Origin of the sequence: Clostridium sp. FS41 (genome assembly GCF_000954015.1) — a bacterium.
Taxonomy (GTDB): domain Bacteria; phylum Bacillota; class Clostridia; order Lachnospirales; family Lachnospiraceae; genus Enterocloster; species Enterocloster citroniae.
The window spans coordinates 16,015-41,577 of record NZ_JYHN01000056.1; the positions used below are offsets into that span (position 1 = coordinate 16,015).

At 46.3% G+C, this 25,563-nt stretch carries 24 protein-coding genes; 1 reads left to right on the forward strand and 23 read right to left on the reverse strand.

Features of this window, described 5'->3' with window-relative positions; translation table 11 throughout:
• The first annotated feature begins 335 nt into the window (after nucleotides 1-335).
• Nucleotides 336-530, forward strand: a complete 195-nt coding sequence (locus tag CLFS41_RS10580) for a hypothetical protein (protein ID WP_045092270.1) — start codon at nucleotides 336-338, stop codon at nucleotides 528-530.
• Nucleotides 531-717: 187 nt separating this feature from the next.
• Here the strand turns inward: CLFS41_RS10580 and CLFS41_RS10585 are convergent, their stop codons facing one another.
• From CLFS41_RS10585 to CLFS41_RS10695, 23 genes are all read right to left on the reverse strand, one after another.
• Nucleotides 718-1,179 (reverse strand): RidA family protein, encoded by a 462-nt coding sequence (locus tag CLFS41_RS10585; protein ID WP_045092271.1) that lies wholly within the window; start codon nucleotides 1,177-1,179, stop codon nucleotides 718-720.
• A gap of 21 nt (nucleotides 1,180-1,200) precedes the next feature.
• A complete protein-coding gene (locus CLFS41_RS10590) occupies nucleotides 1,201-2,400 on the reverse strand; it encodes a D-TA family PLP-dependent enzyme (RefSeq protein ID WP_052665698.1) in 1,200 nt (399 codons plus the stop codon).
• A gap of 64 nt (nucleotides 2,401-2,464) precedes the next feature.
• Nucleotides 2,465-3,811: an ABC transporter substrate-binding protein gene (locus tag CLFS41_RS10595; RefSeq protein WP_045092272.1), complete on the reverse strand. Its 1,347-nt coding sequence runs from the start codon at nucleotides 3,809-3,811 to the stop codon at nucleotides 2,465-2,467.
• Between the two features lie 87 nt (nucleotides 3,812-3,898).
• The gene (locus CLFS41_RS10600) at nucleotides 3,899-4,603 is read right to left on the reverse strand and encodes an ABC transporter ATP-binding protein (protein WP_082082563.1); all 705 of its coding nucleotides are present in this window, start codon (nucleotides 4,601-4,603) and stop codon (nucleotides 3,899-3,901) included.
• 8 nt (nucleotides 4,604-4,611) lie between these two features.
• A complete protein-coding gene (locus CLFS41_RS10605; RefSeq protein WP_045092274.1) occupies nucleotides 4,612-5,376 on the reverse strand; it encodes an ABC transporter ATP-binding protein in 765 nt (254 codons plus the stop codon).
• Between the two features lie 19 nt (nucleotides 5,377-5,395).
• Entirely contained in the window at nucleotides 5,396-6,430 is a 1,035-nt protein-coding gene (locus CLFS41_RS10610; protein ID WP_045092275.1) for a branched-chain amino acid ABC transporter permease, read from the reverse strand.
• Between the two features lie 48 nt (nucleotides 6,431-6,478).
• Nucleotides 6,479-7,375, reverse strand: coding sequence for a branched-chain amino acid ABC transporter permease (locus CLFS41_RS10615; protein ID WP_045092276.1), 897 nt, complete (start codon nucleotides 7,373-7,375; stop codon nucleotides 6,479-6,481).
• 191 nt (nucleotides 7,376-7,566) lie between these two features.
• Nucleotides 7,567-7,794 carry a tautomerase family protein gene (locus CLFS41_RS10620; protein WP_045092277.1) on the reverse strand — a complete coding sequence of 76 codons (228 nt, stop codon included), beginning with the start codon at nucleotides 7,792-7,794 and terminating at the stop codon, nucleotides 7,567-7,569.
• Nucleotides 7,795-7,827: 33 nt separating this feature from the next.
• A complete protein-coding gene (locus tag CLFS41_RS10625) occupies nucleotides 7,828-8,985 on the reverse strand; it encodes an enolase C-terminal domain-like protein (protein ID WP_045092278.1) in 1,158 nt (385 codons plus the stop codon).
• Nucleotides 8,986-9,003: 18 nt separating this feature from the next.
• Entirely contained in the window at nucleotides 9,004-10,131 is a 1,128-nt protein-coding gene (locus CLFS41_RS10630; protein ID WP_045092279.1) for a Xaa-Pro peptidase family protein, read from the reverse strand.
• Nucleotides 10,132-10,291: 160 nt separating this feature from the next.
• Nucleotides 10,292-10,975 carry a GntR family transcriptional regulator gene (locus tag CLFS41_RS10635; RefSeq protein ID WP_082082560.1) on the reverse strand — a complete coding sequence of 228 codons (684 nt, stop codon included), beginning with the start codon at nucleotides 10,973-10,975 and terminating at the stop codon, nucleotides 10,292-10,294.
• A gap of 80 nt (nucleotides 10,976-11,055) precedes the next feature.
• Nucleotides 11,056-12,147, reverse strand: coding sequence for an NAD/NADP octopine/nopaline dehydrogenase family protein (locus CLFS41_RS10640; RefSeq protein ID WP_045092281.1), 1,092 nt, complete (start codon nucleotides 12,145-12,147; stop codon nucleotides 11,056-11,058).
• Nucleotides 12,144-12,875, reverse strand: a complete 732-nt coding sequence (locus CLFS41_RS28965) for an NAD(P)H-dependent oxidoreductase (protein WP_052665703.1) — start codon at nucleotides 12,873-12,875, stop codon at nucleotides 12,144-12,146. Before CLFS41_RS28965 ends, CLFS41_RS10640 begins: the two co-directional genes overlap by 4 nt.
• A 448-nt stretch (nucleotides 12,876-13,323) precedes the next feature.
• Nucleotides 13,324-14,427, reverse strand: a complete 1,104-nt coding sequence (locus tag CLFS41_RS10650; protein WP_082082561.1) for a 4-hydroxythreonine-4-phosphate dehydrogenase PdxA — start codon at nucleotides 14,425-14,427, stop codon at nucleotides 13,324-13,326.
• Between the two features lie 59 nt (nucleotides 14,428-14,486).
• Nucleotides 14,487-15,797 (reverse strand): alpha-glucosidase/alpha-galactosidase, encoded by a 1,311-nt coding sequence (locus CLFS41_RS10655; RefSeq protein WP_045092381.1) that lies wholly within the window; start codon nucleotides 15,795-15,797, stop codon nucleotides 14,487-14,489.
• Between the two features lie 25 nt (nucleotides 15,798-15,822).
• Nucleotides 15,823-17,211: a sugar ABC transporter substrate-binding protein gene (locus tag CLFS41_RS10660; protein WP_045092282.1), complete on the reverse strand. Its 1,389-nt coding sequence runs from the start codon at nucleotides 17,209-17,211 to the stop codon at nucleotides 15,823-15,825.
• Nucleotides 17,212-17,305: 94 nt separating this feature from the next.
• On the reverse strand, nucleotides 17,306-18,160 hold the full coding sequence (locus CLFS41_RS10665; protein ID WP_052665705.1) for a carbohydrate ABC transporter permease: 855 nt from the start codon (nucleotides 18,158-18,160) through the stop codon (nucleotides 17,306-17,308).
• A 3-nt stretch (nucleotides 18,161-18,163) separates the two neighbouring features.
• Nucleotides 18,164-19,054, reverse strand: coding sequence for a sugar ABC transporter permease (locus CLFS41_RS10670; RefSeq protein WP_007867061.1), 891 nt, complete (start codon nucleotides 19,052-19,054; stop codon nucleotides 18,164-18,166).
• Nucleotides 19,055-19,084: 30 nt separating this feature from the next.
• Nucleotides 19,085-21,349 carry an alpha-galactosidase gene (locus tag CLFS41_RS10675; RefSeq protein WP_045092283.1) on the reverse strand — a complete coding sequence of 755 codons (2,265 nt, stop codon included), beginning with the start codon at nucleotides 21,347-21,349 and terminating at the stop codon, nucleotides 19,085-19,087.
• A gap of 106 nt (nucleotides 21,350-21,455) precedes the next feature.
• Complete coding sequence (locus tag CLFS41_RS10680) at nucleotides 21,456-22,457, reverse strand: LacI family DNA-binding transcriptional regulator (protein WP_045092284.1); 1,002 nt, start codon at nucleotides 22,455-22,457, stop codon at nucleotides 21,456-21,458.
• A 223-nt stretch (nucleotides 22,458-22,680) separates the two neighbouring features.
• On the reverse strand, nucleotides 22,681-23,400 hold the full coding sequence (locus CLFS41_RS10685; RefSeq protein ID WP_242856816.1) for a sulfite exporter TauE/SafE family protein: 720 nt from the start codon (nucleotides 23,398-23,400) through the stop codon (nucleotides 22,681-22,683).
• A gap of 315 nt (nucleotides 23,401-23,715) precedes the next feature.
• Nucleotides 23,716-25,047, reverse strand: a complete 1,332-nt coding sequence (locus tag CLFS41_RS10690; protein ID WP_007867072.1) for a gluconate:H+ symporter — start codon at nucleotides 25,045-25,047, stop codon at nucleotides 23,716-23,718.
• A 1-nt stretch (nucleotide 25,048) separates the two neighbouring features.
• Entirely contained in the window at nucleotides 25,049-25,558 is a 510-nt protein-coding gene (locus CLFS41_RS10695; protein WP_007867077.1) for a 3-isopropylmalate dehydratase, read from the reverse strand.
• Nucleotides 25,559-25,563 lie beyond the last annotated feature (5 nt).

Genomic DNA, 25,563 nt, shown 5'->3' on the forward strand with positions numbered 1-25,563 from the left:
TTTTTGCTTTTGAAAAATCATGTTTACTTTTGTTTACACTCATATAATCATTCTTTTATTTGCTGCTTGTTCCAGTCCAAGTTCTTTATCTGACACATTCTTCTGATCAAAACAATAATTATTCCCTTATGAAGGGTTTCGCTTAGTGTGTATTTACAGAAATAGTTCATGTATCCTCTGATATTCGGATTTAATATTTGTGACAACAACACTGTATCCGTTGTTGCTGTTTCCAGGGCGTCTGTTCCAATGAATACTTATTCCAATCAAGTCTACAATGTTAATCATTGGTGAATACCACAGTATCAGACTTTATGAAAGGGAGGTACAACCTCATGATTTATGTGAAATCCTCCCATGAACACTTCACGAAAGATATGGCCAGAGAATTAAGAGTTCTCGCACAGAGGTCTGTCGGCTTAAATGACAGCTCTTTATCTATCCAGATAACTCAGACCATTGCACAGATTGAGTTATTGGATTCTCAGTTATTCGAGACAGAACTTGAAATCGCAAATCTTGTCACCTGACCTCAATTTATACACCCCGACATTTTTGCTTTGAAATGATCGTAATAAAAACTACCAAGTACCAGTCACACAATCTTTGCAAGCTGTGACGAAACAGGAAGGTCCGTAACCCGCGCCGCTTTATTTTCCAGAAAAAACTGTTAATTAACCATTACCATGACAGCCTCCATCTTGATTTATTTCCGTGTTACTCAATTTCCCAGATCGATTCGACTTCAACCAGCAGACCTAGCGGCAGACTGTTCGTACCAATAGCAGAACGGGAATGGGCTCCGTTCTCGCCGAACACATCAACAAACAACTGTGAGCACCCATTCATCACTTTGGGCTGGTCAGAAAACTCATTCACTCCTGCCACGAATCCCAAAATTTTAACACACTGTTTAATTCGGTTCAGGTCGCCAAGATATGTCTGCAGTGCTGCAACCGTATTCAGGCCGCAGACCCTTGCCGCATACTGCGCCTCCTCCAGTGATGCTCCCGCTCCCACTCGGCCGGTAAGATTCTTTCCATCCTCGATGCTGCCCTGGCCCGAAACATACAACAGGTTGCCGCACTGCTTCACAGGTTGATACAGACCGCCTTTTGGCAGCGGCACCGGAAGTTTTATGCCGAGTTTTTCCAGATTTTTATATACATCTGCTTTCATAATTGAACCCCCTGATTTCTATCAGATCGTAATTTTTCTGTTTCTGGCGGTGATTGCCCACTCACCTACCGCAACGTTTTTTTCCACAACCACCGCGGAAGGATACAGTGCGTTTGTCGGACAGATGTGTGTTGGGATTACATAGAGAACCTCGTCAATGTCTGGCCTGCTGCGTTTTGATCCTTCCTTCATCCGGAACACGGTGTGCTCCTCATTGCGCCGGACAAGTTCGATATCCTCTGCCCAGCCGATAATATAGCCGCGCAGCCCTTCCGGATCCGCCGCAATCGACTTGGGCGCAACATCGATTGTAAACATCCCCACCGCCGGATGGCTGATAACTCGGCCGAGCACGAGTGCGGCAGGTTCAAAATCCAGGTCCGAGTAGTTATGCCAGTATCCGTAATCATGCAGAATACAGCATCCGGGCGAAACATAGAAATCCTGCTCGTCACGGTAGCAGGGAAACGCCGGTGTGCCCGCAACAATGATGATCGGTTCGCCTAACCCCTCCGCTACCACAGCCCGTTGTAAACTGTGCAGTTTTCCAGCCGTATTGCGCACACTGCTTACGCGTTCCTCCAAAGAGAGTTGAACATGGTGGCCATCGTAACTATGAATGCCACACATCCGAATGCCGGGAAGTTCTGCGCAGGCTCGGTAAACATCCAGAGCAGCGTCCAGCGCCACTCCGGTCCGGTCCATGCCGCTGTTCACATCCAGCATAACCGGCGTTGTCAGCCCATGATTTACAGATGCTTCCGCAATCTTTGAAATACAGGCATAACTTTCGTGGATTGCATAAAAAATGGTATCCGGACAGACTTCCTGTAGCTTCATGAACCGCTCAATATTGGGGCCTACCAGCGGATACGCCAAAACCACTGCTTCCGCGGCACACTGCGCGCACATCTCTGCTTCTGCAATCGTTGCAGCCTTGAAGCGGCGGATGCCGGCCTCCTGGCACAACTTGACAACATTTGCACTCTTGTGTGTTTTTACATGGGGCCACAGGCGCTCTGCGCCGCCGGCCAGTTCCACCATCTTTTCAAGGTTGCGGCGAATCTGCTCCGGGTAATAGATCAGTGCAGGAGACGCGATCTGCTCCGCGTTTTTGACCTGATAATCAAACATGGAAAATCCTCCTGTTCTTGCAAAGTCCTTTTGTCTGCGGGTTTGCCCGCCTGGGGTGCTGCCGGCCGCTACAGTTTTCCCCAACATGCTGCCGGCACCGCCTCAACGATTTTAACCACACTTGGCGTAATCCCGCCCAGATAGAATCCAATTAATGTGAGCCGAATTCTTCTTCAGCAAATTGATAGTAATACTCCTCAACCTCATCGAAACCAAGGGCGTACTCATATTTGAAGGCTCCATTATCCAGAGATACCACCTGGAAAGGAAATTCAAAGTGTCGGTTTTCTGTAAATGTTAACCAGGAATCCAGCAGAATGAAATAATATTCATTATTCTTAAAAGCATCCACAATCGCTTCCGGTTCCTCTGATCCGGCGTTGTTGACCACCTGCGCCGCAACCGTCAGGTTATTATAATAATACGCTGCGTGCAGTGTAGGTGCAAACCCGATCTCAGCCTCGAAATCCGCGCAGAACTGAACCCAAGCCTCATTGGTAGAGCCCCATGGGACGGGAGTCGTAAACATCAGGCCGTTTGACAGTTCCCCTGCGATCTTCATCGTTTCGGCGCGGCCGGCCAACGCGCAGAGGACAAGGTTCAGCCCGGACTCTATCTGGTTGTTTTGTAAGACGATCTGGCCAGCGGCCGCATAGTCCGTCAACAGGAAAAGCGTGTCGGCGCCGGCATTCTTAGCAGCGGTTATATAGGGAGTGAAGTCCTTTGTGGAGTCGCCTATAAAGTTCTCGCAGTAGACCACTTCCCCACCCATGGCAGTGAAAGCGTGCTCTGTGCCTGTGGCATTTTCCAAGCCCCAGTCATTATTCATATAAAGAATCGCCAGTTTTCCGGCTTCCATCTTTTTCGCCAGGAGGCCATTGTAAAGACCCTCTAATAACTGCGGGGGAGAGGCCCTCCAAACATAATCGCCCACTTTATGAATATCGTTATGGGAGGCAACAGAACCTAAATAAGGCAGGCCGGCGTCTTGAAACACCTTTGTGTGGGGCAGCGCCGCGGAGGATGCATAGTTTCCGACCACCATTGTATATTTATCTGTGTCGATGATGCGGTTGGCAATGTTGACCGTTTCCACCGGATCGTCCTTGTCGTCAAAGTACTCTATAACCAGTTCACGGCCAAGGACACCGCCGTTTTCATTAATGCGCCGCAGCGCGCAGGTATAGGCCGCTTTCATAATTTCGCCATATTGCTCATCGGGGCCGGTGAAAGGACCTGGGGCGGCAAAATAAATAGGGTTGCCGGCGTCCGCCGCAACGCCGCTGGTAAACGGAATCCCTCCCGCCTTCCCACTGCTGCCGGCAGATTCGCCATTTGTCTGATCTGCGGCGTTGTTTATGGCACTGTCTCCCGTCTCTCCTCCTGAAGACGTGGTATTGCCGCTGTTGCTTGAAGGCGCGGCATTGCTGTTGCCTGAACATCCGCTCATCGCCATCACCATGGTAATCACTAATACGGTACTGATCATCTTTCTCATAAATATCCTCCTATCCCAATACATTGTTCTTTTAACCTCCTGCAAAGCATGTATACGGAGTATACCGGCCAACACGGCCCATTGGTTTCATCCCCCCAAATATGCTTTTTTCACATCATCGCTGTTTCTCAGCTCATCTCCCGTTCCGCTCAGCTGAATCATTCCCTTCTCCAAAACATACCCGTAATCAGAAATTCCCAGGGCAAGCTGTGCATTTTGCTCCACCAGCAGCACCGATGTATGCAGTTCCCTATTAATCTTCTGAATTGTCTCAAACACCTGCTCCACCATTTTGGGCGCAAGGCCCAGGGATGGTTCATCCAGCAACAGCAGCCTGGGCTTTGTAATCATGGCCCGGGTCAGGGCTAACATCTGCTGCTCTCCGCCGGACAGAGTCCCAGCCATTTGGTGTTCCCGCTTGCGCAGAATGGGAAACAGGTCAATCAATTCTTCAATCCGCTCCTGGCATAATTTCTTATCCAGCGTATAACCACCCATCTCCAGGTTTTCTTTCACAGACATACGTGGAAAAACCTGCCGCCCTTCCATGGAAATGCTGATCCCCATCTTAACAACCTGTTCCGTGGATGCCCGCGAGACGTCCTGCCCATCAAAACTGATCTGCCCGCCGGAAGCCTTTACAAGCCCTGCCACAGCATTCAGCGTGGAAGACTTTCCCGCCCCATTGGCGCCGATAAGTGTTACAATTTCACCAGTTCTTACTTGAAACGTAATACCCTGCAGTGCCTGTATTGAGCCATACCTGACATGCAGATCCGATATATTTAACAATACAGACATTATGCTCTCCCCTTTCCCAGATATGCTTCTATGACCACAGGATCATTCTTAACTTCCTCGGTCGTTCCCTTGCTGATTAACTCCCCATAATTTAGTACATATATCCTGTCGCAGAGGGACATAACGAATTTCATATCGTGTTCAATCAATATAATGGTATATCCCATGGCCCGGACCGACTTCACAAATTCGGATAATTCCGCGGTCTCCTGCTCATTCATGCCCGCGGCAGGCTCATCAAACAGAAGAAGCTCCGGAGTGGAGGCCATGGCCCGCACAATTTCTAACTTCCGTTGCATCCCATAGGGCAGACTGCCGGCTAAATCGTAACGATATTCGCTCATCCCCACCATTTCCAAAAGGTTCAGTGCCTCCTGGGTCGCTTTCTGCTCACTTTCTCTCTGCCGCTTCGTGTGAAAAATAGCATCGAGACAGTTCCCCGTTGTTTTGCCGTGCATGCCGACCAGAATATTGTCTAAAACCGTCATCTTATTAAAGAGAAGGATATTTTGGAAGGTTCTTGTGATCCCCAGGTTGGCGATCTTGTGGGGCTTCAGTCTGTTCAGCGTGTGCCCGCGGAAGGTAATCGTCCCCTCCGTTGGCGTGTAAAGGCCGGAAAACATGTTGAACAGCGTTGTTTTTCCCGCGCCATTTGGGCCGATGATCCCAACGATTTCCCCCTTGTCCACATAGGCCGATACATTATGTACGGCATAAAGGCCGCCGAAACGCATGGTAAGATTGTCAATATTTAATAGTGCCATTGTTTTTCCTCCCCCAGCATTATTTTACCTTTGCAGCACTCAAGTACCTTTTAAATACAGTGCGCTGCTTAATGTAGTTGAAATTATATTTGCCAAGGAGGCCGCTGGGGCGCAATACCATCATCAGGATAATGACTAATCCGTAAAACACCTGGCGGTATTGCGACAGGCCGCGGATCAACTCCGGCACGGCACACAGAATAATGGCCCCCAGAATACTGCCGGTCAAATTCCCCATGCCGCCAAAGATGACCATGCTCAGCATGAGTACAGAGGCGTCAAACGTGTAAGATGTAGCAGCGACAAAATTGATATATTGTGCTGAGAAGGCCCCCGCCAAACCAGCGATGCCGCCGGCTATTGTAAATATGAGTACTTTGTAGTAATGCGTATTGACTCCCATGGACTCCGCCGCGACTTCATTTTCCCGAATCGCCATAAGCGCCCGGCCAATACGGGAATTCACAATCGCATTGGCAATATAGAACACGGCCACCAGCAGCGCTAAGCCATAGTAAAACCGTCCCTTGACGGAATCCAGGGTGAATCCCAGAAACGCCGGACTGGAAATACCGGAAATCCCCAGTGGTCCCCTGGTCAGAGCTTCCCAGTTAATCGCTACGATCCGGAATATCTCGGAAAATCCCATGGTGATCACCGCAATATGCCGTGATGAGACTTTTACTGACGGGATCGCGAGAAGGAGGGCAGGGATTGCTGCCATTATGATAGAGATAGGAATTACGAGTAATGTACTGAATCCAAACCGGGTGGTCAAAATTGCCGTAGCATATGCGCCAATACCGTAGAATGCAGCGTGCCCCATGGATGTAAGCCCGGTCACCCCGGCCAAAAGGTTGAGTGAAACCGCCAGCATGCTGTAACAGACACAGTTCGTCATGATGGTAACGATATACCTTTGCTTTGTTACCAGGGGAATCACAATTGCAGCTGCCAGGAGGATCAGCATAACCATCTCCTGGTGTTCGGCCCAGTAGACTATAAATTTATTGTTTTGATCAGTGCTGGTATTTCGCACGCTTAATTTTTTCATATATGCACATCCTTTGATAGTTTTCATATGACAGCAAACTGCAGATACCTATACTTTATTTGCTGTCTTTTTCCCGAGAAGGCCCTGGGGCCGGACTAAAAGCATGATGATTAAAACTCCGAACGCAATTGCGTCCCGATAGCCGGCATTGATATAGACAGCAGCAAATGTCTCAAGGATCCCAATGAGAAATCCGCCTAACACAGCTCCGATCAGTTCTCCCAGACCGCCCAGAAGCGCGGCGGCAAAGGCCTTTGAACCAACAACTGTAGCCATTGTCGTTTCAATGGATTGATAATAAATGCCAACCATGATACCCCCGATCGCGGACACCCCGCCCGCAATCATGAATGTCAGGAAAATGACCTTGTTTACCTGAACCCCCATGGCCTGCGCGGCTCTTGAATTTTGAGAGACAGCGCGCATCCCCGCTCCTAAACGGGTCTTCCGGACAACAAATGTCAGGGCCAGCATGATCACAATCGCGATACTGATCAAAATAATTTGCAGCCAGGAAATAACTGCATTTCCTATCCTAAACTTCCCAACATGGAACATATCCGCAAAAAAAGTAAACGGTTTGTTGCTTGATCCCCACAGAAGTATGATCCCGTTGTTTATAAATTGCTGGACGCCCACCGTACACAGCAGCGCTGCAATGGGCAGCGCATCCGAGTGTCTGATCTTACGGAGCAGGATAATGTCAACACCGCTGCTGACCACCGCGCAGATAGCAACAGCCAGAATAATTGAACACAAGAACCATACAGGAGAATCAGTCAGAATCTGCATAAAGAAAACTACCAGATACGCGCCAAGCATATAGAAGGAACTATGCGCGAAATTTGTTAATGTCAAAACGCTGTAAATCATTGAAAAACCAAGTGTTACAAGCGCATAAGAACACCCAACCGTTAGACCGTTGACGAGTTGTTGAATTATCATATCGTTTCAACCTTTCCGCTTCCAAGCTGGCCGGCAAGCACAATATAACACCTCTACCATGCGCCGGGCAGCTTTTTTTAAGTAATACGTGCTGTGCGCTATACTTCCGCAAAAGAGCTTCCGATGGATGAATGGCAGTGCTGGCACGTATTTACTTTCAGTTTACCGGGGACACTGACGGCTCTATGAAATTAATAGTTCTTTTTCCCGTGAAAAATCATCATCTCATCGGGCCGGCAATCGACCAGCGGCTTGTTTACCTTCTGATCCCACTCCTCCTTTGGGATTGATTCCAGCGAGATGGAAATAGCCTCCTGTGAACAGCCCCAGACATCCAACAGCGCCTGATTGATCCGCTCAACAAGTTCCTTCTGTCTCCACTCCTCCTTGGGGAATGCTTTAATATCGATATAAGGCATATTTAACTCCTTTCTTAGGGTCTATAGCAGTATTCATTCTTCAATCGAATACTTTTTGATTTTGTCCATCACAACATCTATACCCAGGCCCGGACCATCAGGAACCACCAGGCATCCGTCATCAAATTCAAAGGGACGGGTAATAATATCATCAACAAAGGAATATATCTCCACCTGTCCGGAATAGTCGGCAACATGGGTGATAGGAATGGAAGATGGAAGATTAATACTCTTCGCAGAAGCGGCCAGATGCAGGTTTGCCGCATTGCCAATACCAAATTCACCCGATCCGTTTACATTGCATCGAATACCGGCAGCCTCCGCAATAGAGGCGATGATCCGGCCCTTATAAAGCCCTCCCGGCTTTGCCGTATAAATGGAAAAGTAGTCGCATGATCCCCGTTTAATCAAATCAATGGCGTCACTGGGCGTCCAGCAGCTCTCATCCGCGCAAACCGGGACTTTTAAAAGCTTCGTCACCTGAGCCATCTGATCTTTGCCCTCAACAGGCTGTTCCAGATAGTACAGATTATACTGGTCCATCCGTGCAGCCCACTGAACCGCTTCCTTTGCCGATGAATATGCCTGGTTCGCGTCAACATTGATATTCATTTCGGGGCCCACAGCCTCTCTGACACGGCGAAGCAATTGAAGATCGCGGGCGAAGTCCAGCCCGCCCTTCAGCTTGATGTTGTGAAAACCGGCTTCCTTTACGCGAATGCACTCGGCCACTGCTGTATCAATGTCCATGATCCCAATGCTGTGAATAACCGGGATTTTATCCCTGTATTTCCCTCCCAGAAGTTTGCACACCGGCTGCTCCAGCGCTTTGCCCAGCATATCATAAATCGCCATGTCTACAGCAGTCTTCGCATAAGGGTAACCGCGTACCGCCTTATCCATTTTGTCGTGAATCCGCGCGATTTCAAAGGGATTCATCCCCTCAATAGCCGGGAAAAGGAAGTCTTCAAAAATCAGGCGGCAGGTCTTTCGGTTTTCGCCGTAGTAAACCCCAAAATCTCCTCCCCATTCCGCCATTGCAGTACATTCACCCCAGCCCTCGATGCCGTTATCGGCAATCAGCCTGATAATAAGGTATCCGGAACCAACGTCTACCGTACTCGTGGCCCAGACATGCTTGCGCCGGGTGGGAATGGCTATATTATACAACTCATATCCGACAATTTTCATAGTCTCTTTTCATTCCTTTCACACGCGGATCACTGGCAATTCATGATAGGGCCGGTTTAAAGAAATAATCCGGCATCCATCATCGGTAATAAAAATCTCATTCTCAAATTGATACCCTCCAACGCCGGGAACAATATAGATCGGTTCAACACACATGCACATATCTTTTTTCAGGATATTGTGCTTGAAACTATTGATATAGGGCTCTTCATGGCAGGAAATACCCACGCCATGGGCAACAAAGTCAATGGATGCCTGATAGCCGGACTCTTTAAATTTCTTGGCATAGTCCATATAAATGTCGTGGGTATCCACTCCCGGCTTTAGCTGCCTTACAATATTATCAAACGAACCCGTGACGATCTTCCAAATACGGGCCTGCTCTTCGGAAGGCTTCCCTACCACCGCTGTACGGCATACGTCACAGTAGTAGCCCTTCTTTGTTCCGACAAGATCGATTCTAACCAGGTCGCCTTCTTTCAGGACGCGGTTCGTAGGACCCGCGTTGAGCATGGAGGAACGCTCCCCGCTGGCAACGATCAAGCTGGGCTTTTCCCCTCCGATCTCACTAAATCCCTGCATGAGTATCCGGTAAATATCCATCTCTGTGCTTCCGGCATGAACCCCTTCAAAAGCACTGAAAATAACATCTTCCGCCCTCTTTCCAAACGCCTCGATAAAGTCCAGCTCAAATTGAAACTTAATTTTCCGCATCTCATCCAGCAGATCCTGCCCATTTACAAATTCGATGTTAGGAGCAACCTGGCGCAGCGTCAAATAGTCTTTGGCCGGCAAATAGTTAAATTCAATGCCGACTCTCTTACCGTCCAGGCCGAGTTCCTTCATCTTCTCTGCGGCCATGACAATCGGATCGGTCAAAAACTCATTATAACTGTACACGCGGTCAGCAGGCATCCAACTGTTGTTTTTGATTAACTCTTCCTCGATATTTACACAGATAACTACAGGATCCTGGTCCATCGGTACAATTACGATGACATGGCGGCTGCGAATCGTCAATTGAGACGGAACCGGAGTGCCGATAAGATACGCAATATTCTCTGTTGACATAGTAACCATTGCATTGAACCGATACTCCTTCATCAGTTCGCGCTGCTTTGTAAGCATCTCTATCATATGACCCATAAATAAATATCCTCCTCGACTTTTTGTGGAAAATTTTCATCCCAATCCGACTCCACGTTTCCGAGACGCCTGTCGCCTCCATATCAGTGACGTGAGGGAAACGCAGAATGTGGTCAGAAGTTGTTAAACCAATTTGGTTAAATAACTTATCTGGAGCGCTTTACTCCAGATTTTGGACACTGAAATTCACACTTGCAAAATGGGCTTTGATTACACTTCTCACAAAATCCCTGTTACGCGTGCGATACGCCGCAATAATGGCGGAGTGTTCTGAAAAAGTAGACGTCCGCCGCAGGCTTGTGCGGAATGTAGCTATACGCTCATCGTAGATACTGGCGGTGAGATCCTCCCATATTTTTAATATCACTGAGTTTCCCGCAACCGTAAAAACCGTCCGATGGAAGGCAACATCCATCTCCAGATATTCCATCGCTGTGCAATTGTTAACATCGATACGGTCCATGCAGCGCTGGAGTTCATCCGCAATTTTGTCAAAATCATCAGCGTTAATAAAGTCAATCACAGCAATTTCCAGGATGTTCTTTGCAATATTGATCTCATTAACATTCGACTTATTCTTAACGATCAGGTCTTTTCCCAAGCTATCAACGTCTGCCGGCACCGATCCGGTCAGATAAATTCCGCTTCCGCGTTTGATTTCAATGATCTCCATGATACGCAGTACATTCAGCGCTTCACGCAATGTGTTTCGGTTTGTATGGAAAATTTCTGCTAATTCCCGTTCTGAGGGCAGACGGTCGCCGCTCTGGTAGTCCTTTTGGGTAATATAGTTCACTAAATCCTGCAATAAACTGTTATTGTATGCCATTAATCGACTTGTCATAGATACCACCTTACTATCGCCTTTTACATATGCCGGTTGTCCGATATTGAGCGATCCACCGCCTGCGATTTCTTGTTCTCTCAGCAAAACCGCTTAAGCAGATCCTCTGAAGATTTTACCTCGTCCAACCCCATCTTGTAAAGGGTCATCCCGGTTTCTCTATAATTAACTCGATTAATTGCAGAAAAAATATTGATAAATCCATCTATCGTGGGTGTCGCTACTCCTAAAATTCTCCCCATTTCGCTCATGGGGACAAGGCCATACCCCACATCCTCATTGATGAAGCGTCCCTGCAGAGTGGTTTCTGCCATAATGTACCGATCCGGCTCAGATTCCCGGAGCGCCCGATACGCCGATCCGGAGTCAAATGCCTCTTTTGTGGTATATCCCTGGCTGTAGAACGCCTCCAAAAATGTGGGAATATCTACGCCAGCCGCCTTCGCAACCGCCATGCGTTCCCGGTCGATGGCTTCAATCAGCGTGCCCACAGCAGGGGTAGTACCCTCGTAATAGAAGGTAAAATTCCCGCCAGCCTGCATCTCTATCCTCGCTGCGTTTAATAACATGCCCGGAGGATGACAAACCGCGTTGTGATCGCTGAGCAGCGTATACAAGACATTGGGCACCGGATTCAGATCCGGGTACAGTTCCATGATCCTAGACAAGTATTCATTCTCGCTGGGGAGGGATGCCACCATGATATTCTTCCCAATTTTGAACAGATTTAATGTGCGCGCGTCCTGCATACGCGCCACATACGTCAAGGTATGGGTCTCAAAAATGTTCAGCCGTCCTGTATATCCGTTTTTTCTTAACTCGTCAGCAAAAGCAAGCGCACCGCCAGCATGACCCGGGTTCAGGAGAATCGGCTGTTCCTCATTCAGATGCCCGGCGATCTTGGCTGCATAATACGGCTGTCCCAGGACGGGGACACAAATAATAATAACTTCCGCGCCCCAGACCGCTTTCCCGGGATCTTCTACAATGTGTTTGATCTCGATGGTCTGATCCTTTAGAGCGCCACCGCGAACATACAAGCGGGGATCATCAATAAACGGCTTCAGCTTATCGAAACTGCGGTTGGACACAGTAACCGCATGTCCCAGGGTTGTCATGTGCGCCGCGGTAGAAAATGCTCCGTTTCCGCCTCCCAGAACCGTTATCCTCATTTTTCAGCCGCCCTACGCCAATTGGGGTCTGTCTCGGCGCCCTTTCCTCGGCAGTTCATCATGTACTCTTTAGCTGAATACGTTTCATCCAGTTCATCCTTGCAGGCTTCCAGGCCCTTAACGATGATTTTGGTCATTTCAGCAACACGCCTGCCCATAACTTCGGAGGCTTCCACTACAGCCTTATCCTCCTCGATGCATCCAGGCTCCCAGGTCGGTGCCTGGCCAATGGCCGCAATACCCGCTTTCGGTGAATCGCCGGCTATGGGGAGACACTTCATATTCGGAATGCTCGTCAGGAAGAACTGCATAACCAGCTCCTGGCAGCCGAAACGGGATGTGCCGTTCACAATAATGCCTGTGGGCTTATTAAAACGTGCAATCTTACCGCGGGTTACGCTGAATAAAGAATTGCCCAGTCGATCAAGAACAGCCTTGATCTGTGCCGGAGGACCCGCATGATAGGTGGGCACCACCCAGACAATGCCGTCCGCTTCAAGCCAGGCATCCGCAAAGTCATTGAATCCATCATCCTGGCAGCAAGTCCCGCTGTTTTGGCAGAATGCATGGCACATGCCAGTGCAGCCGTAAAACTGCTTTCCTGCAAAGGAAAAGATGCTGACCTCCATATCCTTAACACTGGATGCGCCTTTTGCTGCCAATTCGGCAAGAATCGCTGAGTTGCTCTTAGTTCTGGGGCTCCCGTTGATTACTAGAATTTTTGCCATTGTTATGATCTCCTTTGAAATTATTGATTTGTTAAACCAATTTTCGTTTTTTCAAAAGTGGTTTAACATCTTTAATTGAATTATAATCATGACTATAGGAATTGTCAATATACGTAAGCGACAAACAAATTTTATGTTTTTATTAATAATGCACAAATATCCAAGAAAATCTCTAAATTTCTACCACCAATTTACCACTGTAGAAAGAACTTTGCTATGCTGCCGCAACCCATTCAAGCAAGGAACTACATAATTTGCAAAAGAACAGTTCAGAACTGGTATTAATTCTTTATAGGATAATCTGTGATAGTGATGGAGCAATTCTGTTGCTGACTTATGATTGCGACAGGATGATATAGGAAATGAAAAAATAGGGACTAAACCAGCACTGGCCTAATCCCTAATCTCATAAAACCGTCTGTTTATTCCCTCATTACATATTGAACCATTATGATTCTCCCGCCATCCTGCAAACCATACAAAAAGCATTCTCCAGCGATTGTGTGGATGCGATTCCCTTCCAGGCAATATCATGGGCTGTTCCGTGGGCACAGGTTGTTGCCGGCATGTTCAGTCCTCCCACAATCGTGATCCCCCGTTCAAACCCCTTTAGCTTTAAGGCGATCTGCCCCTGATCATGATACATGGTCACCACCGCATTATATGTTCCGTCAAAGGCCTGTTTAAACAGAGTGTCTGATGCAAATGGCCCCTGTGCATCAATTCCCCTTCCAGACGCTTCCCGGATCGCCGGAGAGATCACCCTGCCCTCCTCATCTCCGCATAGACCGCCTTCACCTGCGTGGGGATTCAAAGCGCATACTCCGATCTTCGGATGGCGGTATCCTGCTTTTTTTAACGTCTTATCCGCCAGACAGATCGCTTGTACGATCCCATCCACTGTCAGCTGGCTGCTGATCGCTGATACCGGAATATGGCTGGTCACCCTTGTTGTCCATACCTGATCCAGCATATTGATCTCACCGCATTCACCCTCCTGTCCCAAAAGCATGGAAAAAAGTTCTGTCTCACTTGCCGCAGGACTGTCAGCCAGTTTCATGGCCCCTTTATTTAAAGGAGCATAACACACTCCCTGGATCTTTCCATTTTTATATAATGACACAGCATAGCAGATCATATCAAGACATGCTTTGCCACATATCTGATTTACTTTCCCCTTCTCGATCATCCCCGGATCCTGGTCCCCCACATGGATCACCGGTATCCCATGCTCCCAGTCAACCGTATCCATGGAATCAAACAGCTTCCAGTTTACATTCAGATCAAATGTCTCCAATGCGTATTTCCATAAATGCACATCCCCCATCACAACGGGTCTTGCATGTTCATTCAAAATCCCTTTTGCTGCCAGTTTTGCCGTCAGCTCCGGCCCAACACCGCTTCCATCTCCTATTAATACTGCCACAACAGGTTTTTCATTCTTTTCCAATCCGCCCACCGCCTTTCTTAAATCTTCCGTCCTACCTGCATTTCCGGGTAAAACCACATAGGGGATCCCCAAATGTATTCCCAAACGCAATTTTTTGATCATTGCAGGCTCTTCCTCCTAAAAAGGAAGAGGGAGCTGTCATATGCTCCCCCTTTCCCTTGCTACCTGTACTGCGGCATCCAATCTTTATGGGCCTCAAACAGATCATCACACATAGCTGTAATATCATCCATGGAAAGCTCCGCCGCCACATGGGGATCCAGCATTACTGCCTGGTATACCGCCTCTTTTTTCTTTGTACGCGCGGCTTCGATGGTCATAAGCTGAACATTAATGTTGGTTCTGTTTAATGCCGCCAGCTGTTCCGGCAATTCTCCCACATAAACCGGCGCAATGCCGGAAGCATCTGAGATACAGGGTACCTCCACACATGCCTTGGCCGGAAGATTGGGTATCATTCCATGGTTGATCACATTTCCGCCGAATTTAAACGGCTTATTGTTCACAATGGAATGGATGATCTGAACTGCATATTCCTTGGACGCCTCATGTCCCAGATCAGGTGAATTGATCAGCTCCTCCCTCATCTTCTGCCATTCTTCAATATGCCTGATACATCTTCTTGGATATTCGTCCAGGGGAATATTATACCGTTGGATTAATTCCGGATATTTATCTTTAATAAAGTACGGCATATATTCCGCATTATGTTCGCTGGATTCCGTGACATAATATCCAAAACGGTGCATGATCTCGTGGCGTACTTTGTCTCCATCCGGATATCCAAGCTCCTTTGACCTGCGTTTGATCTCCGGATACAGATCCACCCCGTCCCGGCTGACTTCCAAAAGCCATGCCATATGATTGATCCCTGCAATCTTCCACTGCACCTTATCATCATACTCCATGCCGATGCCGTCAAAAAGCTTTGGCACTGCGACCTGAACACTATGGCATAAGCCGATAAAATTCACATTGGAATAGCGCTGCATATATCCGCTTAACATTCCCATTGGGTTCGTATAATTAAGGAAAACCGCATTGGGACAATATTTCTCCACATGTTCTCCAAACATTTCCAGAACCGGGATGGTTCTTAATGCGCGGAATACGCCTCCCACTCCCAACGTATCTGCAATTGTCTGCCTTAAGCCGTATTTTTTCGGGATTTCAAAATCCGAAATGGTACATGGGTCATACCCTCCAACCTGAACCGCACAGATCACAAAATCAGATCCTGTAAGGGCATTGGGAAGCATTGCTTCTCCCACATATTTTTCCAGTATTACGTTTTTCCCAAAATGATGCTTCATGGAATTCAGCATCAGATAGCTGTCTTCCAGTCTCTGCTCATCTATATCGTATAATGAAAATACCATATCTTCAAGTTCCGGATGGATCATACAGTCACCCAGAACATTTCTGGCAAATACGGAACTTCCTGCGCCCAGAAATGTAATCTTCAAAGCCATGTTGTGCCCCTTTCCACATCCTGTATTATTGCTCATTCAAAACTTCTGTCATACGCTCCTGGCATGCTGCCACCACCTGTTCCGCTGTTGCAGAATTGTTCACTGCCAGCGGATCCATCTCTTCGTTAAATACTTCATTTAACTGCTGGAAGGATACGGAAGTCTCATCTGCTGCCATCTTGGGATCGATCGTTGCCACGATCTCATTTAAGATCCTCATCTCGTCCGGGAATACCTTATATTCTACACCGCCCTCCAAAAGGCTGGTTCTTACAGGAATGAACGCACCTGTCTCGCAGAATGTCTTCATATTCTCAGCATTGGTGATATAATCAATGACAATTGCCGCTGCCTTGGGATATTTTGTTTCTGAATATGCAAATACTGCGTTGCCGCCCATATCAGATCCTGTTTTTCCATTGCGGACCGGCATATATGTCATTCCCCATTTGTCGCCCATATTCTCCTGCATATAGGAGCAATGCCAGCTTCCTGAGAATGTAAATGCAGTCTGCTCCGCTACAAACAATGAGTTGGTGGTTGTGGCTCCTGAAAATGCAGTGTTGGCAACCAGATCTTCTTTTCTCCAATCCTCATACAGTTTGATTGCCTCTAATACCTCCGGTGAATCCATTGTAACAGCATCCTGGGCCTCGTTCAACACAGATCCGCCATTCATGTAAATGAACGGAAGATAGCGATAACCGCTGTTATTCTCCCAGATACCGCCAAATGCATAAGGCAGGCTGTATTTATCCTTTAAGGTCCTTGCAATATCAGTTATTTCTTCCCATGAATAACCATCTTCCACACTGGTGGGAATCCTTATCCCGGCTTCCTCAAACATCCTCTTGTTGTAAAACATTGCCACTGTATCCGTATGATGAGGCATGGCTACCAGTTTTCCCTCATATGTACATGCGGATAAAAATGCCGGTGAAACATCATCCAGGCTCTCCTGGGCAATATAAGGGCTCAGGTCCAGCATTACGTCCGCCTGTTTGAATTTACCAAGTCTCTGATAGGTATAACGCATTACATCCGGCCAGTCATTTCCCGCAATCCTGGTGTCCAGCATATCTCTGTAATCTGAAGACGGATATGTCTGGGGAATGATCTTAATCTCCGGATGGTCCTTCTGAAGATTTGCGATCAACTCATCCCATGCGTCTTTGTCAGAAGTGGATCCTTCCCAATATGCGATTTCAATTTCCGCCCCCTCTTCCGCTTTTAATTCCTCCGCTGCCGTATCTGCCCCTTTTGCTGCCTCTGCCGTTGTCTCTGCCGCCGCTTCTTTTGCCGCTGGTGTTGCCGCTGGTTTTTCTGCGGTTTTTCCGCCGCAGGCAGCCAATCCGCTTACCATACCTGCCGCCAGCATAACTGCCATAACCTTTTTGACTCTGTTTCTACGCATAAAATACTCCTCCTTTATATTTTTACACTTTCGTGTTTATGTATATCGTGTTTATGTGTTTCGTATTTATTTGTTTTTGTATTCCCCTTCCTCCCTAACCTTTAATACCGCTGGAAGCAACCCCCTGTACAAACTGCCGCTGGAATAACAGGAATACCACCAGGACCGGCAGCACAGATATCAGCGAAGCTGCCATCATATCATTCCAGTTAACATACTGCGCCCCGTTTAGATTAGATAATCCCAGCTGTACTGTGTAATACTTATCATTGGAAAGCATGATCAACGGCCACTGCAGATCATTCCAACGCCACATAACCGTGAAGATCACAAGCACGCTGATAAGCGGTTTCACATTGGGAAGTATGATCTTTGTAAAAATCGTAAACTCTGTGGCGCCATCGATCCTTCCCGCCTCGATCAATCCATCGGGGATGTCACTGATAAACTGACGGGACATAAAAAGTCCCAGTGCTTCGGCACACGGCGGGATAATCACACCCCACAGCGTATTACGGATTCCGATCTTGGATGCAATGACAAATACCGGGATCATGGTGACCTGAAGGGGGATCATCAATGTACTTAATACGATCAGAAACAAAAATTCTTTAAATTTAAAATCGTATTTTGCAAAGGCAAACCCTGCAAGCAGGTTGATACAAACCGTTATCACGGTTGAGAGCAAAGTGACTATAAAACTGTTTCTGAAATAAAGCCCAAATGGCGCCCTGGACAGTGCTGTTGCAAAATTGGACCATATAAATTCACTTGGCCATAACTTGGGGGGAAATGCAAATATTTCATCCACTGGTTTCACTGCTGTTGCCATCATCCAGTAAAACGGGAATAACGCTATCACTGCCGCTGAAAACATAAGCAGAAAGATCGCCGTCTTCATCAGCCTGTATTTTCTCCTATCCATGCCCATACGTCCTGAATCGTTCATATGCTAATCCTCCTTCTCAATCCTGAACCTGATCAATGTGAGTACCACCATAAACGCAAACAATACAATACCACCGGCCGCCGCCCTGCCATAGTAATTCTTATTAAATGCCTGCTCATAGACATACATTACCATGGTCTTTGTTGCATTCAGCGGACCTCCCTGCGTCATGGTATAGACCAGGTCAAATGAACGGAACGCATGGATCATGCAAGTGATCATTACAAACATATGCGTATTCTTAAGAAGGGGAAGGGTGATGTAGCGGAATTTCTGCCAGGTACTTGCACCATCGATGGTTGCTGCCTCCATCACATCCGTTGGTATTCCCTGTAAACCTGCCAGGTAGATCACCATATTGTATCCGGTCCTCTGCCATACAGTTGCAACGATCAGCATGACCATTGCAAATTTGGGGTCATTCGCCCACTGGATCGCCGTGCCGCCCATTGACCGGATCAAATAATTGATCAGCCCAAGCTGATCCTGGAAGATCCAGGTAAACACCGTTCCCACAACAACGGTGGACACTACTGCAGGTGCATATATTGCAGAACGGATCACTCCTCTCAGCGGAATCGCACTGTTCAGCAGCACTGCAAAAAACAATGCAAGCACCATCAGAAGAGGTACGGTGGCAACCGTATAATAGAACGTATTAAAAATGGATTTTAGGAATACTTTATCCTGGAAAATATACAGATAGTTCTGTATATCGATAAATTTCGGCGTCCCCATTCCATTCCATTTTACAGTACTATAGTAAAATGACATGAATATGGGAATGATCATAAATACTAAAAACAAGATCATATTTGGAAGAATATAAAGATATGGCACTACTTTAATATTTCTCCAAAAAGGCATTTTTATTTTTGAGTTCTTTTCTACCATAGCGTTCCTCCTTCTTCACAGTGAAACGGCCTAATTGCCTTGTGCCCTGCACTCCAGAACATACAGCTGAGAAGTAAAATCACCCATATCTGATCCGGAATTCTTTTTTGTGACCTCCTTTTTTCTTACGGAAGATCCCGTAAATTCCATATCCGTTAACAGTCCCATGTTCATAAGTTCGTCCCCGTAATAAGATCTTCCTGTTTCAGCACAGACGTACATCATCTGGGGATCCAATCCTCTGAGCAGCACTTTCTTCAATTTGGGATTGGGTCTGGCCAGCACTTTGTAGCAGCTGACAATGGCTGTCTTCCTGTCCTCCGATACTACCATCCACGCCGCATCGCCCTGATTTTCAAATGGATCCTTTAATCTGTAAAATCTTCCGTACTGAAATACATTCCGGTATTTTTTGTAAAATTGGATCTGTTCCATCACAGCGCTCTGCTCCGCCTCTGTCATCTGATTCGGGTCCAGCTCATATCCAAACGCTCCAAAAAAGGCCACATTTGCCCGGAAGCCGATGCTGGTCATCCGTTTCACCTGATGATTCGGAACAGCCGAAACATGAGCGCCTATGGATGACAGCGGGTACACCATGCTTGTCCCGTATTGTATTTTGATCCGTTCCACTGCATCCGTGTCATCGCTGGCCCAGCACTGCGGCGCATAGTACAGCATACCGGCATCAAACCGCCCGCCGCCGCTTGCACAGGATTCAAACAGGATGTCAGGAAAAGATTGGATCAGTTTTTCATATAAATCATATACTCCTAATATATATCTGTGGAAAAATTCACCCTGTTTCTCAGCCCCCAGCGTTGCGCCATACGCCTCCGTAATATTCCGGTTCATATCCCACTTTATATATGAAATCTTGGAATTGCTCAAAACCTTGTGCATCATATTATAGATATGATCCACGACTTCAGGATTGGAAAAATCCAGAACATACTGATTTCTTCCCTGGGACATGGGGCGTTCCGGCACCCTGATCACCCACTCTCCATGGTTTTGATACAATTCACTGTTCTTATTGATCATTTCCGGTTCAAACCATAAGCCAAATTCCAAGCCAAGTTCAGCAATCTTTTTGGACAACCCTTCCACGCCGTCCGGAAGCTTGTTCAGATCACTGTACCAGTCACCCAGAGAACTTCCCGCATCATCCCGTTTTCCAAACCATCCATCATCTAATACAAACAGCTCCGCCCCAAGATGTCTGGCCTTCTCAGCTATGTCTAATATTTTCTTTTCATCAAACTTGAAAAAGGTGGCTTCCCAGTTATTCAAAAGGATGGGACGTTCTTTTTCTCTCCAGGGCCCTCTCACCAGTCTTTTGGTGAACAAGCTGTGGAAATTCTGACTCATGCCGTTCAATCCTTCACAGGAGTAAACCATTACCCCCTCCGGAGTCTGGAATTCCTCCCCGGTCTCCAGCATCCAGGAAAACTCAAAGGGATTGATCCCCATCATAACACGGGCGGTCTCATAGCGGTCCACCTCAACCTGCGCCAAAAAATTGCCGCTGTAGATCAGGCAAAATCCGTACACCTCCCCGGACTGCTCTGTTGCCCAGGGACGCTTCAAGGCAATAAAAGGATTGTGGTCCATGCTGCTTGCACCTCTGGCACTGGAAACAGACTGTATTCCTCCAACCAGCTTCCGGCGGACGATATGACGCTCTCTTGACCAGGCGCCATCCAACTGGATCATTTCAAAATCATCATCATACAGATCTATGGATAATGACATTGCCCGGTTTAGTTTTACTGTCCGGCAGCCATGGTTTACAAATTTTGCATTCCGGCAGACCACATCATAATCCTCAAAAATCGTATAGGACAAAATCAATTGTACCTGGATCAGCGGATCCTCTAAAATGACATCCAGAGTGACGGCTTCCTGGTCATCCTCTGTATAAATAGCCGGAAGTCCGTTTAATTTCTTTTTTCCCGAATAGATCTCATGGGATTTATAAGCAAATCCAGTGATCCTGCTGCCGTTGCCCTGCTCGATCTGGTATGCCGGTTCTCTGAAATCAGTCGTTCCATAAGACGGGTATTCCTGCCGTATGGTATCAAGTGAAAACAAAAAATCATTTTCATACACATAAGCCGTGTGGCTCTGTGTTCTCATCTGGATAAAGTGTGCAAAAGAATCCCTGTGGGTCAGCTTCTTTCCAAAATACAACTGGCCCAGCTGCCCGTTTTCAAGAACGGATAAAATATAGCTGATCCTCTGGTTGCACAGATGAAATTCCCTGGTTGACGTGTTATAAATAATTTCTGCCATTCCAATCCCCCTTCTAAGATCGCATATACAGCAAGGTTTTTGTGAACGCGCGTTTATAAAATCGTGAACGCGCGTTTATTTTTTGCAAAAGTGACAAGGCTTTTTGTCAAGCCGTCACTCCTTTTCTAAATCTGGCAGGGCAGATCAAACGGTCCCCCTTTTCCACTCCGATCACTGCCCTCACCGCTGTTTTTGCAATATCACGCACCGATATCTCCACTGTTGTCAAATGATACCCTAAGTCCTCATAATTAGAATTGTAGTCGCAGCCAACTATCTTAATATCTTCCGGAACCTTCCGCCCCAGATCATTGGCCGCACGCATGGCAACAATAGCCATCAGATCATTGGCTGCATAAATGGCAGTTGCAGGCGTGTGTAATATCCTTTCCGCCGCTTTGTATGCTGTCTCACTGTTAAAGTTGCCCGCCTCGATCCGGCATTCATCCTCCAGGCCGGCTTCCAGCATAGCCCTTTTATAGCCTATCACACGGTCCCGGCTGGACAACCTGTCATCTCCGGAAAGATGCACGATCTGCCTGTGCCCCTGTCTGATCAGATAGCTTGTGGCCAAATAGCCTGCATCCTGGTTCTGGCTGTAGATACCCCGTATGTTTTCCGCCTGTATCATATCCACATTCGGGTCGATCACCACCATATTAAATCCCTGTAATGCCAATTCATTGATCGACTTCATCTCAAACTCAAAGCCGACAAAAACTCCGCCGCAGATCATCCTGCTCAAATACATATTCTCTATCTTAGCGAAATCTGATTTCTGCGTAACCACAACAACCGAGATCATATATTCATATTGTTTACCCTGAGAGATCAATTCAGCGATCAATCTCATAAAATATGGGGATTCTGTTCCCTTCCACCTTTTTCTGCTTGAATCACAATCCGAGATGAATAAGGCAATTTCCCTGCTTGCTTTTCCGGCAAGCACCTGGGCAAAGGAATTCGGTTCATATCCATATTTCTCGATCACATCCAAAACTTTCTTTCTGGTTTCATCAGGTACATTGGAATAATTATTGACCACCCGGGAAACTGTACTTCTTGAAACATTTGCCAGTCTTGCAATCTCTGCACTTGTAATTTTCATGTCATCACCTTGTAAACGCGTGTTTATCCTCTGTATTTATAGACTACCATAAGCTTCTCTGATTGTAAATAGCTTTTTATATATTTTGTATATTTTTATCGCTTTTATCCCCTACTATTGTCACCGTTTTAACAATTCCCATCTTTTTACAGAATTGCACAGTCCAAAATTGCATTAATTTATTCATTTTAATTACTAATTTTTAGTCATTTTTTCTGTGCGTTTATATACTTTTCATTACCAATGCCGCGCCTGAAATAATCAGCATGACAACAACTAATTTTCTGACTGCTTTCTCCGGCAGGATCCTTCCACTAAAAATGCCAAGTGAAAGTCCCAGAAGCATAAACGGAATCAGCATAATGGATGTTTTTACCAGTTCAAGCGAAACCATTCCCCATAACCCATACAAAAAAATCCTCAATGTATTCTCAATCAAAAAAACAATACAGATATTAGCTTTAAAAGAGTGGGTGTCATCTGTAACTCTGTTTACATAAGCTCCCAAAGGGGCCCCTATCCCGTACAGGCCGCAAAGCAGTCCTGACAGAATCCCAATCAATCCAAGCAGGATCTTGGACTGCTTAACGGGTTTTGTATGATATTCCCGGTACAGCATTTCCATGCCTATGAGAATGATGATAAACCCAAAGAAAATTTTTATCATGCGCACATCCGCATTTTTAAGAAATAAAATGCCGGGTACACTGCCCATGACAACTAAGATCGATAACGGAATACATATGCTCCATTTTATGGATCTGCGTTCTCTCCAAGCCAGAATCATATTGGTTGGATATCCCAACAGTAACTCCACCGGCGAAATCACGCTATTGTTGTTAGAAAAGCTCAATATACTTGTAAATACCAGCGTATTTGCAAACCCGCATAATCCTTTTATAAAAAATGCCGCAACTGCCGCAACTGCCCACCAGGCCATCATTCCACTCTCCTTTTGTTTTTAAAATGAACCAGCTTGTGATGACTCATTTTATTCATAATCATGATATCACTACAGATAGATAAACACAATATGGTGAAAGGGTATGGGGCCTGTACATCTGCGCATCTTACGGTATCTTGTGTCCGCTGGGAATAGTGAGGATAGGTCTGCAGATTATTGGGGGATAATATATGAATAGGCCGAATAGCAGCGGTAAAAAAGACCAGGAGCCTTTATTCATCTTCCTGGTCTGTGATATCTTCAATTTTTATGTATTTGAAACTATTTATTTTAAACGATTCCCTTTGATCCTATTTACAGCCATATACTGCAAATAAATGTTGCAACCAAGCCGCCAATAGCCATGGAAATGTTGCTGAGAGATAAAGTTTTTAATCCTGTTTTCATATCATAACCCATACAGTTGGTATATACCCAAAAATAGCTATCGTTCACATGACAGCAAGCTCGTGCGCCTGCGCCTGACGCCAAGAAAATCAAAATAGGATTTAATCCCAGACTTGCTGCAATCGGAGCACAAAGAGTTGCAGCAGTTGTCACTGCAACGGTACCTGAGCCCTGTACTACTTTTAAAACACCGGATATCACAAATGGAATCAGAATAAAGGGGAGTCCTGTATTAATGACCATATTCGCCAGACTATCACCAGCTCCAGAAACCTTCAATACTTGGCCCAGTGCACCTCCTGCTGCCGTAATGAACACGATTGGCCCTGCATCCTTTAGTGTCTTATCCATTACTTCAAGTACCTTTTTGCTCCCTAAACGTTTACCAAGTGTTACAATAGCTAAAACCGCGCCAATAGCCAATGCAATATTTGAATCTCCAACAAAAGAAGTAATCAGCAGAACCGGCGTTCCCTCCGGACAAATCATATCGCAAGTAGTTTTTGAAAGAATCAATACAATCGGCACCAGTAATGGCAAAAGGCTGGCCAATGTTCCGGGCAAATTTGAGTCATCATCAATATTTGCTGTTTCCTCCTCTTTTATATCAGAACGGAATGAGTAAAAATCGTCAGGCTTATTCCTAAAATAAATCTCTGCAAAAATCCATCCAAAAAGCGTCATAAAAACCGCTGCAAAACTTCCGTATAATATGGCCTGTCCAATATCAATTCCCAGCAACCCAGCCGCCGCCAATGGGCCTGGAGTCGGCGGAACAAAAACATGGGTTGCCAGCAGTCCTGCTGAAAGGCTCACTGCCAAAATAGCTAAAGGAATCTTTGTTTTCTTTTGAATCGCCTTTACCAAAGGAGTTAAAATTACAAATGCCGCATCTGAAAAAACCGGAATTGATACAATATATCCTGTAATAGCCATGGCAAGCCCTGCCCGCTTTTGTCCAACCAGTTTTACGGTGTCCATAGCCATTCGATTTGTAGCTTTCGCCGCATCAAGATAATTGCCCAGCATAATCCCAAAAATGATAACAATACCAATACTCTTAACCGTTCCTGAAAATCCTCCTGTGATTGCTCCTACTGTATCAGAACCACTCATTCCCGCAAGTACTCCCATAACAAGTGCTGTTGACAATAATGCGATGAATGCATTCGCTTTTACCTTCAGGCATAAAAACAGTAAAATTGCCATTCCAATGATAAAGACAAACTCAATCGACATACTATTCTCCCCCTTTTTTCATTCTTTCTCTCATCATAGGCTTAATTCCACCTGCCTCCAAGATCTTAAAAGCCTGTTCTCCCATTTTCTCGCACAGACAGCATTCTCCTGTTTCCATAACAGTAACTGTGCCATTCTCCAAGTCCAACTTCAGAGTCTGTCCATACTTCACTTTCTTACCGATTCCTCTACATACCACCAAGGGCAGCCCTAAATTAATTGAATTGCGAAAGAAAATACGTGCAAAGGAATCAGCAACAACTGCAGATACTCCCATATGTAACAGCGCAATCGGTGCATGTTCCCTGCTGGATCCACACCCAAAATTAGTCCCTGCTACAACAATCCCTCCTTTCGGAAAAGAAACCGCAATATTTTCATCTACCCCACTTAAGCAATGACTCCCAATCTCTTCCGGATCAGTAAGCGCCAAAAAGCGTCCCGGATATATTTGGTCAGTGTCAATATTATTTCCAACAACGATAGTTTCTCCAATGATTATTGTTTCCATCTGCT

Coding starts and splice junctions, on each gene's coding strand:
- CLFS41_RS10580 (WP_045092270.1), top strand. CDS start 336: ATGATTTATGTGAAATCCTCCCATGAACACTTCACGAAAGATATGGCC.
- CLFS41_RS10585 (WP_045092271.1), bottom strand. CDS start 1,179: ATGAAAGCAGATGTATATAAAAATCTGGAAAAACTCGGCATAAAACTT.
- CLFS41_RS10590 (WP_052665698.1), bottom strand. CDS start 2,400: ATGTTGGGGAAAACTGTAGCGGCCGGCAGCACCCCAGGCGGGCAAACC.
- CLFS41_RS10595 (WP_045092272.1), bottom strand. CDS start 3,811: ATGAGAAAGATGATCAGTACCGTATTAGTGATTACCATGGTGATGGCG.
- CLFS41_RS10605 (WP_045092274.1), bottom strand. CDS start 5,376: ATGGCACTATTAAATATTGACAATCTTACCATGCGTTTCGGCGGCCTT.
- CLFS41_RS10610 (WP_045092275.1), bottom strand. CDS start 6,430: ATGAAAAAATTAAGCGTGCGAAATACCAGCACTGATCAAAACAATAAA.
- CLFS41_RS10615 (WP_045092276.1), bottom strand. CDS start 7,375: ATGATAATTCAACAACTCGTCAACGGTCTAACGGTTGGGTGTTCTTAT.
- CLFS41_RS10620 (WP_045092277.1), bottom strand. CDS start 7,794: ATGCCTTATATCGATATTAAAGCATTCCCCAAGGAGGAGTGGAGACAG.
- CLFS41_RS10625 (WP_045092278.1), bottom strand. CDS start 8,985: ATGAAAATTGTCGGATATGAGTTGTATAATATAGCCATTCCCACCCGG.
- CLFS41_RS10630 (WP_045092279.1), bottom strand. CDS start 10,131: ATGGGTCATATGATAGAGATGCTTACAAAGCAGCGCGAACTGATGAAG.
- CLFS41_RS10635 (WP_082082560.1), bottom strand. CDS start 10,975: ATGACAAGTCGATTAATGGCATACAATAACAGTTTATTGCAGGATTTA.
- CLFS41_RS10640 (WP_045092281.1), bottom strand. CDS start 12,147: ATGAGGATAACGGTTCTGGGAGGCGGAAACGGAGCATTTTCTACCGCG.
- CLFS41_RS28965 (WP_052665703.1), bottom strand. CDS start 12,875: ATGGCAAAAATTCTAGTAATCAACGGGAGCCCCAGAACTAAGAGCAAC.
- CLFS41_RS10650 (WP_082082561.1), bottom strand. CDS start 14,427: ATGATCAAAAAATTGCGTTTGGGAATACATTTGGGGATCCCCTATGTG.
- CLFS41_RS10655 (WP_045092381.1), bottom strand. CDS start 15,797: ATGGCTTTGAAGATTACATTTCTGGGCGCAGGAAGTTCCGTATTTGCC.
- CLFS41_RS10660 (WP_045092282.1), bottom strand. CDS start 17,211: ATGCGTAGAAACAGAGTCAAAAAGGTTATGGCAGTTATGCTGGCGGCA.
- CLFS41_RS10665 (WP_052665705.1), bottom strand. CDS start 18,160: ATGAACGATTCAGGACGTATGGGCATGGATAGGAGAAAATACAGGCTG.
- CLFS41_RS10670 (WP_007867061.1), bottom strand. CDS start 19,054: ATGGTAGAAAAGAACTCAAAAATAAAAATGCCTTTTTGGAGAAATATT.
- CLFS41_RS10675 (WP_045092283.1), bottom strand. CDS start 21,349: ATGGCAGAAATTATTTATAACACGTCAACCAGGGAATTTCATCTGTGC.
- CLFS41_RS10680 (WP_045092284.1), bottom strand. CDS start 22,457: ATGAAAATTACAAGTGCAGAGATTGCAAGACTGGCAAATGTTTCAAGA.
- CLFS41_RS10685 (WP_242856816.1), bottom strand. CDS start 23,400: ATGATGGCCTGGTGGGCAGTTGCGGCAGTTGCGGCATTTTTTATAAAA.
- CLFS41_RS10690 (WP_007867072.1), bottom strand. CDS start 25,047: ATGTCGATTGAGTTTGTCTTTATCATTGGAATGGCAATTTTACTGTTT.
- CLFS41_RS10695 (WP_007867077.1), bottom strand. CDS start 25,558: ATGGAAACAATAATCATTGGAGAAACTATCGTTGTTGGAAATAATATT.